General features: G+C 65.5%; 16 protein-coding genes. 7 read left to right on the plus strand and 9 right to left on the minus strand.

Annotated elements, in window-relative coordinates; translation table 11 throughout:
* Positions 1-18 precede the first annotated feature (18 nt).
* Positions 19-897, minus strand: a complete 879-nt coding sequence (locus VGN62_RS11215) for an arylamine N-acetyltransferase (protein WP_327453785.1) — start codon at positions 895-897, stop codon at positions 19-21.
* Between the two features lie 203 nt (positions 898-1,100).
* Here VGN62_RS11215 and VGN62_RS11220 point away from each other — a divergent pair, with 203 nt between their 5' ends.
* The 5 genes from VGN62_RS11220 to VGN62_RS11240 all read left to right on the plus strand — a co-directional run bounded on the left by VGN62_RS11220 (position 1,101) and on the right by VGN62_RS11240 (position 5,324).
* A complete protein-coding gene (locus tag VGN62_RS11220; protein ID WP_327453787.1) occupies positions 1,101-1,955 on the plus strand; it encodes a hypothetical protein in 855 nt (284 codons plus the stop codon).
* Positions 1,956-2,089: 134 nt separating this feature from the next.
* Entirely contained in the window at positions 2,090-2,959 is an 870-nt protein-coding gene (locus VGN62_RS11225; protein WP_327453789.1) for a hypothetical protein, read from the plus strand.
* A gap of 48 nt (positions 2,960-3,007) precedes the next feature.
* Positions 3,008-3,457, plus strand: coding sequence for a nuclear transport factor 2 family protein (locus VGN62_RS11230; protein WP_327453791.1), 450 nt, complete (start codon positions 3,008-3,010; stop codon positions 3,455-3,457).
* Positions 3,454-4,674 carry an MBL fold metallo-hydrolase gene (locus VGN62_RS11235; protein ID WP_327453793.1) on the plus strand — a complete coding sequence of 407 codons (1,221 nt, stop codon included), beginning with the start codon at positions 3,454-3,456 and terminating at the stop codon, positions 4,672-4,674. The genes VGN62_RS11230 and VGN62_RS11235 overlap by 4 nt, the downstream gene beginning before the upstream one ends.
* A gap of 65 nt (positions 4,675-4,739) precedes the next feature.
* Entirely contained in the window at positions 4,740-5,324 is a 585-nt protein-coding gene (locus VGN62_RS11240) for a hypothetical protein (protein ID WP_327453795.1), read from the plus strand.
* On the opposite strand, the gene VGN62_RS11245 is transcribed toward VGN62_RS11240, so the two are convergent.
* The 4 genes from VGN62_RS11245 to VGN62_RS11260 all read right to left on the minus strand — a co-directional run bounded on the left by VGN62_RS11245 (position 5,321) and on the right by VGN62_RS11260 (position 7,134).
* Complete coding sequence (locus VGN62_RS11245; protein WP_327453797.1) at positions 5,321-5,749, minus strand: OsmC family protein; 429 nt, start codon at positions 5,747-5,749, stop codon at positions 5,321-5,323. The genes VGN62_RS11240 and VGN62_RS11245 overlap by 4 nt on opposite strands.
* A 57-nt stretch (positions 5,750-5,806) precedes the next feature.
* Positions 5,807-6,010, minus strand: a complete 204-nt coding sequence (locus VGN62_RS11250; RefSeq protein ID WP_327453799.1) for a DUF2061 domain-containing protein — start codon at positions 6,008-6,010, stop codon at positions 5,807-5,809.
* A gap of 72 nt (positions 6,011-6,082) precedes the next feature.
* Positions 6,083-6,430, minus strand: a complete 348-nt coding sequence (locus tag VGN62_RS11255; protein WP_327453801.1) for a DUF962 domain-containing protein — start codon at positions 6,428-6,430, stop codon at positions 6,083-6,085.
* A gap of 14 nt (positions 6,431-6,444) precedes the next feature.
* Entirely contained in the window at positions 6,445-7,134 is a 690-nt protein-coding gene (locus tag VGN62_RS11260) for an alpha/beta hydrolase (RefSeq protein ID WP_327453803.1), read from the minus strand.
* A 97-nt stretch (positions 7,135-7,231) separates the two neighbouring features.
* Here VGN62_RS11260 and VGN62_RS11265 point away from each other — a divergent pair, with 97 nt between their 5' ends.
* Positions 7,232-7,453 (plus strand): hypothetical protein, encoded by a 222-nt coding sequence (locus VGN62_RS11265; RefSeq protein ID WP_327453805.1) that lies wholly within the window; start codon positions 7,232-7,234, stop codon positions 7,451-7,453.
* A gap of 113 nt (positions 7,454-7,566) precedes the next feature.
* Here VGN62_RS11265 and VGN62_RS11270 read toward each other — a convergent pair whose 3' ends face one another.
* The 4 genes from VGN62_RS11270 to ung form a co-directional block, all read right to left on the minus strand.
* A complete protein-coding gene (locus VGN62_RS11270) occupies positions 7,567-7,752 on the minus strand; it encodes a hypothetical protein (protein WP_327453807.1) in 186 nt (61 codons plus the stop codon).
* A 152-nt stretch (positions 7,753-7,904) separates the two neighbouring features.
* Positions 7,905-8,366, minus strand: coding sequence for a YaiI/YqxD family protein (locus VGN62_RS11275; protein ID WP_327453809.1), 462 nt, complete (start codon positions 8,364-8,366; stop codon positions 7,905-7,907).
* A complete protein-coding gene (locus tag VGN62_RS11280) occupies positions 8,363-9,121 on the minus strand; it encodes a sulfite exporter TauE/SafE family protein (RefSeq protein ID WP_327453811.1) in 759 nt (252 codons plus the stop codon). Before VGN62_RS11280 ends, VGN62_RS11275 begins: the two co-directional genes overlap by 4 nt.
* Positions 9,122-9,131: 10 nt before the next feature.
* Positions 9,132-9,845: a uracil-DNA glycosylase gene (ung, locus tag VGN62_RS11285; RefSeq protein ID WP_327453813.1), complete on the minus strand. Its 714-nt coding sequence runs from the start codon at positions 9,843-9,845 to the stop codon at positions 9,132-9,134.
* A gap of 268 nt (positions 9,846-10,113) precedes the next feature.
* On the opposite strand from ung, the gene VGN62_RS11290 reads away from it, so the two are divergent.
* The gene (locus tag VGN62_RS11290; protein WP_327453815.1) at positions 10,114-10,404 is read left to right on the plus strand and encodes a DUF7660 family protein; all 291 of its coding nucleotides are present in this window, start codon (positions 10,114-10,116) and stop codon (positions 10,402-10,404) included.
* Positions 10,405-10,606 lie beyond the last annotated feature (202 nt).

Below are 10,606 nucleotides of genomic sequence, written 5' to 3' on the forward strand. Positions count from 1 at the left end.
AGTCAAGCCGCGCTGCGACTAGCCGACGATCTCCGCGGTCGCGGCGCGCTCGATCACGGACCGCCAATGCGGCCGTACCGGCAACAGGAAAATCTCCGCCAAGGCGCGTTCGATCTCGTCGGCGGACAGGTAGCGGCGATCGATACGCCCGTCGATCAGCCGCACCGTCAGGCGGTTGTCGCGCAGGCCATAACGCGCCTCCGCGGTTGTGCGCGCCGCGATCAGCTGGTGGCGGAAATGCGAGTCGGGATGCGCCGAGGTATACCAGTTGCCCAGCTCGTAATCGATCGCGGGCGGCGCGACATGGTCCAGCCGGTACAGCGTCCGCCATGCACCCTCGATCGACGCGGCGACCTGCCACGCGTCGCCCTGCCGCACGACGCGGTAGCTTTCGTGCCGCGTCGGCTGCGGCTCTTCGCTGTCCATCGCCAGCGGCCGCGGCGGCACCGCCGCGCCGAACCCGACATCGGCGAGCCAGGGGCGGCCGCCCAGCCGGACCCGGACGACCATGTGCGTGCGCGGCGTCGGTGGGGCATCGTCGGGCAGCATCCAGCGCACCCGGCCCAGCAGCCCCTCGGCGTCGAAGCCGATGGCGAGCAGCGCGCGGAGGAACAGGCTGTTCTGTTCGAAACAATAGCCGCCGCGCCGCTGGCCGATCAGCTTGGCATCGACCGCCGGCGCGCCGATGTCGATCCCCGCGCCCGTCAGCGCATCGATCGCCTCGAACGGGATCGCCGCGATATGCGCGGCCTGCAATGCGGCCAGCACCTCCAGCGTCGGCGCCACCGGCCCGGCATAGCCGATGCGCGCCAGATAGCGCGGCAGGAAGGCCTCGGCAGGCGCATCGACGTCGTCATCGACGGGGTCGGAAGGCGGGGCAGCGGGATAGTGCAGCATGGACAAGGCTCCGGTTCGCGAATCAACTGTCCCGCGTTTATGAAAGCTCAAGCCCGGTTGAGGTCAAGCGCCGATCGGCGCGACGTTTGTCCGCGGCTAAAGCGCCAGCATATTGGTAACTTAGCCATTGCAGGCGGGCATTTGCTGCGGCAGACGCATCACACAACATAAGTCGCATAACATAAACATTTCAGGGAGCCCCCATGCGCACCACGACTTATTCCCGTCTCGCCGCCGCGCTCGCGCCGGCCGCACTGTTTTTCACCGCCGGAACCGCCAATGCCGCGACCTGCGAGGAAGCCTTCGTCAAAAAGGGCAACCCGATCACCGCGCTGCGCTTCACCGCGGCGGTGACCGTCGCCGACCTGCCCCCCGCCGTCGCGATCGGCCAGATGCGCGGTATCGTCGCGGCCAAGGGTTATGACATCATGGCCGACGAGGCCGAATATGGATCGATGCTGATCGAACAGCCGATGACCGGAACCGTCCGCGCCTTTCCGATCCAGATCACCGCGACGCAGACCGGCGGCATCGGCACCGTCGTGATGGAGGCCAAGCTGCGCGCCGGCCAGTCGGTCGGCAGCGATGCGGCAAAGGCCGAAATGTGCGGCATCCTCAATCAGATCAAGGGCGGCAAGGCCGGCGCCGCCGCGGCGAAGAAGGGCGCGACCGCGACCACCGTCGCCGCCGCGCCGGTAAAGATCAGCGCGCTGGGTTTCTCGCAGCAGGTGTCGAAGGACACCGAACGCAACGCCGCGGGCATATTGACCCGCTACAAGGGCAAGCAGTTCACGATCGACGGCACGGTCGACTATGTCACGAAGGACGGCAAGGATTTCCGCGTCGGCTACAAAATCCCCCAGCCCTATGAACAGGCGATCCGCCTGCCCAACCAGGCGCCGTTCAAGACCGACATCGTCTGCTATATGGCGCCGGGGCAGGCCGCTTTTTCACTCCAGCTCAAGCCGAACAAGGGCATCAAGCTGACCGGCACGGTCGAGGATTTCGACGAATATAAGCATGTCATCTGGCTGAAGGACTGCCGCCCGGCGCAATAGGCCCAGCCGTCCGCCCGCTCGTCGCCAAGTGCCGGCACCCTGTCGAAGCACTGGCGACGACCGAAAGAGTTTTGGTGATCGTCAGCAGGCGGCTCTCGAGGCCGCTATCGACGTCGACGCCGAAGGAGACGCCCATGCGATTCATGCTTCTCGCCGCTGCTCTTGTCGCCGTTCCCGCCGCGGCGCAGGGCGATGCCCCGATCGTCGTCACAGGTATCGAGAAACAGATTGAAAGCTTCGTCGGCGCGCTGACCCAGGCGTCGCCGCGAGGCAAAATCGCGCGGTTCGAAAAGGCGGTATGCCCCGGCGCCTTCGGGATGCCCGACGCCCAACGCGCAGCCGTCAGTGAACGTATCCGGACCGTGGCAGCAGGCGTCGGGCTAAAAATGGCAAAGGCGAACTGCAAACCCAATCTGGTGGTCATGGTCACGCCGGACAAAGCTGCCTTTCTGGAAGCGCTGGGCAAAAAACGCTATTACATGTTCGGCAACCGATCCCCTGCCGAGGTCCGGCGCATTTTGGCCCAGCCAGGCCCGGCAACGGCATGGCAGATTCAGGAAATGGTGAACGGCGACGGCAGGCCGATATTCAATGAAGCAGGCACCCCGATCAATCGTTCGATCCGGGCGGAATCACGCATCACCCCGCCAGCGCGGCCCGCGTTCATGGCAGCGATGGTGGTCGTGGAAAGCAAAGCGATCGACGGACTCTCGACCACCCAACTCGCCGATTATGCGGCGATGCGCGCTTTGGCGCGGATCGACCCGGCGCGGATCAACGCGTCGGCGCCTTCCACGATCCTGCGGGTGCTCGACGCCACGGTCGACAGCGAAGTGCCGGTCACGCTGACCCAATGGGATTTCAGCTTTCTGAAGGGGCTTTATTCCAGCCCCAGCAATCTCTACGCCCCGTCGCAGCGCTCCGAAATTGGCCGTGTCATGGAACGGGAGATGGAGCGCACGGATGGCGGCAAAACCCGGCATCCCGATGGGACGAAGGAATGACGAGCGATCATGGCGTGCCGGGCGGCAGGCCGCACCAAGGGCTCTAACATGCGAAAAACTTGTGCGCTTTTCTTCGCCTCAATGCTGATCCTGACCCCGGCTCAGGCACGCGATGCCGCCGACCTCCGCGCCTTCGCCGACGCGTTCGACGCGGCGCAGATCGCGCAGGACCGTGCCGCGCTCGAGCGCATGGTCGCCGACGATCTCGTCTTCATCGACGGTAGCGGCAAGCGATATGGCAAAGCCTTTTTCATCGACGGCTGGACCGGCGTCGATGACGATTATGACCCGGTGACGCTCAAGGACCGCGTCATCCTTCCGATCGGCGCGGACGCTGGTCTGGCGAGCGCCGAAACGGTCGTGTCAGGCCGCTCGGCAGGAAAGCCCTTTCGCGTCCGCATCCGTTTCACCGACATCTTCCGGCGTCACGGCGACACTTGGCAGGCCACCTATATCCATGTGACGCGCATGGCGATGGAGGACGCCCCGAAACCATGACGCGCGCGCGCCGCATAGTCCGCTTGGCGGTCCGCGCGGTCGGGATCTTGCTCCTCTTGCTCGCTCTCTTCGCGCTGGTCATTGCGGTGAACGGGTGGAACGCCTTCGGGCAGGCGCCGTCGGGGCCGCGGCTCGAAAAACTCGAACGCTCGCCGCACTGGAAAGACGGCGCCTTCACCAACGGCCGCGGCGGCTGGATCGACCGGCAGGCGGCGTATCGCGGCCTGCTCACCGCATCGGCGATCACCGAGCCGGAGCCCGGCGCGCCGGTGCCGGTGCTGCGCACCGACGCCGTCACCCTCGCCCACCTCCCCGCCAGCGGGCTGCGCATCACCTGGTTCGGCCACAGCTCGACCCTCGTCGAGATCGACGGCAAGCGCATCCTCGTCGATCCGATGTGGGGCAAGCGCGCCTCGCCGGTCGGCTGGCTCGGCCCCGCACGCTGGTACGCGCCGCCGATCGCGATCGCCGACCTGCCGCCGATCGACGCGGTGGTGATCTCGCACGACCATTATGACCATCTCGACCGCGACACGATCCGTGCGCTCGACCGCCGCGGCACGATGTTCGTTGTTCCGCTCGGCATCGGCTCGCATCTTGCCTATTGGGGCGTCGACGAAAAAAAGATCGTCGAACTCGACTGGTGGGACCGGAAACGGATCGGCGACCTCACCATCGTTGCCACGCCCGCGCGTCATGCCTCCGGCCGCCTCGGCAGGCAGAGCAATCAGACCTTCTGGGCGGGTTATGCACTTGTCGGGCCGCAACACCGCGTCTGGTATTCGGGCGACACCGGCTTCACCCCCGAATTCGCCGAGATCGGCAAGCGTCTCGGCCCGTTCGACGCGACCTTGCTCGACGCCGGCCAGTACGACCCGGCATGGCCCGACAATCATCTCGGCCCCGAACTCGCGGTCGAGGCGCACCGACTCGTCGGCGGCAGGACGCTGATCCCGATCCACTGGGCGCTGTTCAACCTCGCCCCGCACGCGTGGACCGAACCGCCCGAACGCATCCTCGCCGCCGCGCGCTGCGCCGGCGTCCGCCTTGCGATGCCGCGTCCCGGCGAAAGCATCGACCCATTGACCACCCCGCCGCCGACGCGCTGGTGGCCCAAACTCGCGTGGCGCACCGCGATTCAAAAGCCGCAGGTCGCAACCCTCGACGGCAACCCGGCGCACCGCGTCCCGGTGCCGGCTTGCAAGACAGCCTCCTGACGATTCGACTCTTGTTGCGGATGAGAACATAATGGGAACATTGATCCGATTCGGAGGAATGGATGATGGACCCGATGTTCCGCTATTTTCTCGGCTTTCAAGTAAGTGCCGACCGGGCCGGCTGGCTGGCGCGCCAATTGCCGCCCGTTTCCGGCGACCTGTTTGCGGGCCTCAAGCCCCAGCTTTACCATCTGACTTTATGCACGATCGCCGAAACGATGGAGCCGCAACCCTTCCTGCGCGGAAAGGTGGCGAAAGCGTTCAGCGCCGGCCTTCCGGCCACGAGCGCGATTCCCTTCGCGCGCATCGTTTCGCGGAGCAGCGGGGCCGAGTTGGTCACCGCTGGCAGCGTCGGCGCCATTCGACAGGCCTATGACGCAATTGTCGCCCGCCTCGCGACGCAGGGCATCGATCCCATGCACCGCAAGTCAGGCCTCCGGCCGCACGTCACCCTCGGCTATGGGACATGCGCCTTCGATCCCGTTTCGGTCGCATGGAACTGGGCGCCGCGCGACCTCGTGCTGATCGAAAGCCATGTCGGCCACCGCCGCCACCGCGTGCTGCAAAGCTGGAGGCTCGAACCGCCCGCGCAGGGCAGCTTCGACTTCATGGCCGACGAGCTGCCCGCACCGCTGCTCCGCGCCGCCTAGTCCTCGAGGCTATGCTCGAGCGTGATCTCGCAGTTGAGCAGCTTCGACACCGGGCAGTTCTTCTCGGCCTCTTCGGCGATCTTCGCAAATTCGTCGGCGCCGATCCCCGGCACCTTGCCGGTCAAGGTCAGCGCCGATTTGGTGATCGCAAAGCCGCCGTCCTGCTGCTCCAGCGTCACCGCCGCGCTCGTTTCGAGCGTGTCGCCCGAATAGCCCGCGCGTGCGAGGCCGAACGACAGCGCCATCGTGAAACAGGCCGCATGCGCCGCGGCGATCAGCTCTTCGGGGTTCGTCCCCGGCTGTCCCTCGAAACGCGTGCCGAAACCATAGGGCTGCTTGTCGAGCACCCCCGACTTCGTGGTGATCGATCCCTTGCCCTCCTTGCCAAAGCCTTCGTAACGGGCCGATGCGCGATTGACGGTCATGGACATACTCCTTGGTTCGAGGGGACAGAATGAAAGGCGGCCGGGGACTCGCGAGCCTCAGGCGGCGAGCAGCTTAGGCCGGGCGCCGACGCGCTTCCACGCCTTTTCGTGGAAGAAGAAGGCCACCGCATTGATGCACGGTTCGATGACCGCGATCCCGCCCGCGAGCGCGACCGATCCGGTCATCACATAGGCGACGCTGAACCCGATCGTCAGATGGATCGAGAGGTAAGTGAAGGTCTTGATCAGGTCGGTGGGCATGGCCCGTCTCCAGAAGGTCGAACCCGATTTAGTTAAGAATGATTCGCAACAAATGCCAGCCGGCACTTTCGGTCAGTGTGATCGTTTTTCCCGAACGACACCCGCACGGTCGAGTTCGGGTCGCAGCCGTCCGGTTAGCCACAGCCACCACATCCGGAAATCGGCAGCGAGGCTCCACAACGGATAGGTAAAGGTCGCCGGGCGGTTTTTCTCGACCCCGAAATGCGCGACCCACGCGAAGAAATAGCCCGCGACGGGCAGCGCGATCAGCCAGCCCCACCGCCCGCTCAGCACCGCCGCGACCGCGATCGCCACGACAAGGCTCGTCCCGACATAATGCAGCGCGCGCGTCGACGCCTTGCTGTGCTCGCGCAGGTAAAAGGGCCAGAATTCGGCGAAACTCGTATATTGGCGCGCCATCAACGAATCTCCTGCTACAGGCTGCGCGCCGCTTCGTCGATCAGCGCCGCAACCTCGACCGGGTGCGAGGCGAGCGAGGCGTGCCCCGCGTCGAGCGTGATCACCCTGCGCGCGCCGAGCCGGTCCGACATCGCTTTCTGGTTCGCAGGGTCGATCATCCGGTCCGCGCTCGAAATCTGGTACCAGCTCGGCTTCGACCGCCACGCCGGGTCGCTGACCGCCTCGCCAAAAGCCGATGCGAGCGGCGCCTTTTGCGTCACCGCCATCACCAACGCCTCGTCGGCGCCGAGGTCCTGGCAAAAGCTTTCGTGGAACTTGTCGGGCTTGATCCACAGATAACCGTCGGCATCGGGCGCGAGGTTCGCGGCACCCGCCGGCGGATGCTGCTGCGTCAGCGCGCCGGGACTCTCGCCCGCGTCGGGCGCAAAGGCGGCGATATAGACGAGCCCCGCGACATTCGGCGCCGTCCCCGCCTCGGTGATTACCGCGCCGCCGTAACTGTGCCCGACGAGCAGCACCGGTCCTTCGACCTGCGCCGCGATCTGGCGCGTCCGCGCCGCATCGCCCGCGAGCGAGGTCAGCGGCAGCTCGACCGCACGCATGCCCCGATGCCCCAGCCGGTCGAGCTCGACGATCGCCTTCGCCCAATGCGCCGCGCCGCCCCAGAAACCGTGAACGAGGATGATCGTGGGAAGTGTCGCCATGGTCCCGACTCCTGTGGAATTTCGCGAAACCCGAAGCTAGCATGGACGGCAGGTATCCGACAGCGAAGAAGGTGTCGGAACCGGGGGAGGAAAATTCATGAAGAAATCAATGCGTGCGCTGGCCGGGCTCGTCCTGCTCGACCTGATCGTCATCGTCGGCGCCTGGTGGATGATCGAACGGACACGAAGCGGCGCGTGGAATTCGAACGATCCGGCGGGCTCGATCACGATGGTGACGACGACCGCAGGCATGCTGGTCGGCCTGATCTCGGTCGTCCTCCTGTTCGCCTTTATAACGCACCGCCGCGCCGGCAACTGACCGCCGGAGCTAGGCCGGAAATTAGTCAGCCCTCCCGCCTGGGTCGCAGGGGCGGGAGGGCTGTGTTCCGGCCCGGCGTGGTGGGCCGGGCCGAAGGCGAAAACCGGATATCTTTACCGTGCCGCGGCTTCGCGGACCTTCTGCACCGCGGGAAGCAGCAGCCCGATCAGGATCTGCACCGGGTTCGACGTCACCGTCATGCTGCCCTGCGCGGGCTGCGCCGACTGCGCCATCGCAGGGGTCGCCGACGCGAGGATAGTGAGCGCGAGGACGGGGGCGAGGATCAGCTTCTTGGTCATCTTCATTTCCTTTTCAATCGGTCGATATGGTTCGAATTGGGTTCGGGGCGTTCCCGATGCCCCGCTTATGCCGGGCATCGCCATGGCCGGCCGTGATCGGCATCACTCGCCCAGAAAAATTCCACAAATGACTGAAAAGAAAAGAAAGAAACTTATAGCTGGCGCTTGAGCCGGACCAGCGCGCTATCGAGCGCCTGCAGGAATTGCGAGCGGTCGGCCTTTGAAAAGGGCGGCGGACCACCCACCCCGTCGCCCATTCCGGAGCGCAGGTCGGCCATGATCGCGCGCGTCGCGATCGCAGGTCCGATCGACGCCGGGGTAAAGGGCTTGCCGTTGGGGCCCAGCACATTCGCGCCCGCCTTCAATGCCCGGTCGGCGAGAAGAATGTCCGCCGTGACGACGATGCTCCGCGCGTCGGCGTTGTCGGCGATCCAGTCGTCGGCGGCGTCGAACCCGTCCGACACGACGACCCGCTCGATCAGCACATGGTCGGGCACGCGCAAGCGGCTGTTGCTCACCACCTTCACCGCGACCTCGTGCCGCCACGCGACGCGGTATATCTCGTCCTTCACCGGGCAGGCGTCGGCGTCGACGAGGATCCGGATCGCGCTCATCCGCCGAGTCCGTCCCAAAGCAGCTTCGCGCCGAGCAGCACCATCAGAACATAGATGAGGACATAGAAACGCTCGGGGTTCATCCGCTTCATCCAGCGCACCGTCAGCAAGGTCGAAACGATCGCGACGGGCATCAGCAGCAGCGCCGCGACGACGACCTCGTGCGGAAAGGCACCGAGCGCCAGATAGGCGGGCACCTTCATCCAGTTGATCAGCGCGAAAAGCACCGAACTCGTCCCGATGAAGACGAGGTGCGGCAACCGGCGCGGCGTCACCCACATCTGGAACGGCGGCCCGCCGGCGTGCGCGATCTGGCTCGTGAGCCCCGTCAGCGCGCCGAAGATCGTTCCGACCCAGCCGGGCGACTGCGACGCCGCGACGATCCGCCCGTCGCGCTCGACCCACAGCCGGTAAAGCCCGAAAGCGAGGGTGATCGCACCCAGCGCCGCCATCAACTGCGCCTCGTTCACCCGCTCGGCATAATACCAGCCCGCCGCGATGCCGATCGCCGCGCCGGGCAGCATCCAGCCAATGATCCAGCCGTCCCACGTCTTGCGGAACGACCAGACGCTGATCACGTCCTGCACGATCAGGATCGGCAACAGCAGCGCCGCCGCGGTTGCGGGCGGCAGCACCAATGCCGCCAAGGGTGTCGCGAGCGCGCCGACCCCGGCCAGCCCGCCCTTCGCCATGCCGAGCAGCACGACCGCGACGATCAGGATCGCCAGCGTCGCCGGATCCGCCAAAATGCTCATATCACGATGGTCATGCGATGGCGGTCTCGGGATTGTCGGGCAAGCGCCAGTCGATTGCCCCGCGGCCCTGCGCTTCGAGGAACGCGTTCGCCTGGCTGAACGGCCGCGACCCGAAAAAGCCGTTATGCGCCGACAGCGGCGACGGATGCGGCGCGCGCAGGATCAGGTGCGGACTTCCCGCGCCGAGTCCCGCTATATTCGCGGCCTTTTTCTGGGCATGGCTGCCCCACAGGATGAACACCTTGGGCGCCGGTTCGGCCGCGACCGCCGCGACCACGGCATCGGTGAACTTCTCCCACCCCTTGCCCTGATGCGACGCGGCCATGCCGCTCTCGACGGTCAGGCAATTGTTGAGCAGCAGCACCCCCTGCTCGGCCCAATGCTTCAAATAACCGTGTGCGGCCCGCGGAATGCCAAGGTCGCTCTGCATTTCCTTGTAGATATTGACGAGGCTCGGCGGCGTGCGCACGCCCGGCTGGACCGAGAAGCAGAGGCCATGCGCCTGCCCCGGCCCATGGTACGGATCCTGCCCCAGGATCACGACGCGCACATCGCGCGGCGGCGTCGCGTCCAAGGCCGCAAACCAGTCGCGCGGACGCGGATAGATCGCCTTGCCCTTTTCGCGTTCGCCCGCGAGGAACGCCTTCAGCGCCGCCATATAGGGCTGCTCGAACTCGCCGCCGATGCGTGCGAGCCAGTCGGGATGCAATTTGACCTCGGACATGCCCGCGCTTCACCAGAGCAGCGCGGGCTTGTCCAGTACCGTCGCCCGCGAATGGCGTTTAGCGACCGGTTGCGGACGTTCTCTTGCAAAGCTAGGCTAATGCTACTCTCAGCCGAGCCGGCGGATTAGACTTGGCGAGGGGATCAGCCGGGGCCTTGAGAAAGGCAGAGGAGTTTCCGTCGCTCTCCCGGCACCAGCGGTCAAAGTGACGGGCCGCGAAACTACTAGGAATTCTTGCTCAGCGTAGAGTTATGACGGACACCCTGAAATGATCGATTTGGACGCCCTGCTTGAACAGGTCGCTGACGAAAATGGCTTCATCGCATTCGTGGAAGCGCTCGCTAACGATTTTGCTCGTGAACGAGACCTTGAAGCGGAAAGCCCATCAGGTCCGTATGGCCCCGGTCAGCTCGGTTGGGAAAATGGAACGGTCGACGCCGTGCTCGGTGCAGCCGCAGCTTGGGGGCACGCCAAGCTTTTGACGGGCGCGTCTCTTGCCGAAGACAATCCTTGGAAGCGTTGCGCGCACATTATCTATGCGGGCAAATTCTACGAATAGAATGCCCGCTCCCAACCCCGTTTTGGTCGTTCGGCAACGATCCTGCGCGAACGTCTGCTAACGACCGGTAGCGGCCGTTCTTCTCCCCTCCCGCTTGCGGGAGGGGTCGGGGGTGGGCAGCCACGTTACGATCAGGCCCACCCCGCTGCGGCTAACGAACAAGTTCGCAAGCCTCGCTGCCCCTCCCGCAAGCGAGAGGGGA

This window comes from Sphingopyxis sp., assembly GCF_035998905.1.
Classification (GTDB): Bacteria; Pseudomonadota; Alphaproteobacteria; order Sphingomonadales; family Sphingomonadaceae; genus Sphingopyxis.

Coding starts and splice junctions, on each gene's coding strand:
- VGN62_RS11275 (WP_327453809.1), bottom strand. CDS start 8,366: ATGAGCGCGATCCGGATCCTCGTCGACGCCGACGCCTGCCCGGTGAAG.
- VGN62_RS11255 (WP_327453801.1), bottom strand. CDS start 6,430: ATGGCGCGCCAATATACGAGTTTCGCCGAATTCTGGCCCTTTTACCTG.
- VGN62_RS11245 (WP_327453797.1), bottom strand. CDS start 5,749: ATGACCGTCAATCGCGCATCGGCCCGTTACGAAGGCTTTGGCAAGGAG.
- VGN62_RS11270 (WP_327453807.1), bottom strand. CDS start 7,752: ATGACCAAGAAGCTGATCCTCGCCCCCGTCCTCGCGCTCACTATCCTC.
- VGN62_RS11225 (WP_327453789.1), top strand. CDS start 2,090: ATGCGATTCATGCTTCTCGCCGCTGCTCTTGTCGCCGTTCCCGCCGCG.
- VGN62_RS11250 (WP_327453799.1), bottom strand. CDS start 6,010: ATGCCCACCGACCTGATCAAGACCTTCACTTACCTCTCGATCCATCTG.
- VGN62_RS11230 (WP_327453791.1), top strand. CDS start 3,008: ATGCGAAAAACTTGTGCGCTTTTCTTCGCCTCAATGCTGATCCTGACC.
- VGN62_RS11240 (WP_327453795.1), top strand. CDS start 4,740: ATGGACCCGATGTTCCGCTATTTTCTCGGCTTTCAAGTAAGTGCCGAC.
- VGN62_RS11265 (WP_327453805.1), top strand. CDS start 7,232: ATGAAGAAATCAATGCGTGCGCTGGCCGGGCTCGTCCTGCTCGACCTG.
- VGN62_RS11235 (WP_327453793.1), top strand. CDS start 3,454: ATGACGCGCGCGCGCCGCATAGTCCGCTTGGCGGTCCGCGCGGTCGGG.
- VGN62_RS11280 (WP_327453811.1), bottom strand. CDS start 9,121: ATGAGCATTTTGGCGGATCCGGCGACGCTGGCGATCCTGATCGTCGCG.
- VGN62_RS11220 (WP_327453787.1), top strand. CDS start 1,101: ATGCGCACCACGACTTATTCCCGTCTCGCCGCCGCGCTCGCGCCGGCC.
- ung (WP_327453813.1), bottom strand. CDS start 9,845: ATGTCCGAGGTCAAATTGCATCCCGACTGGCTCGCACGCATCGGCGGC.
- VGN62_RS11260 (WP_327453803.1), bottom strand. CDS start 7,134: ATGGCGACACTTCCCACGATCATCCTCGTTCACGGTTTCTGGGGCGGC.
- VGN62_RS11215 (WP_327453785.1), bottom strand. CDS start 897: ATGCTGCACTATCCCGCTGCCCCGCCTTCCGACCCCGTCGATGACGAC.
- VGN62_RS11290 (WP_327453815.1), top strand. CDS start 10,114: ATGATCGATTTGGACGCCCTGCTTGAACAGGTCGCTGACGAAAATGGC.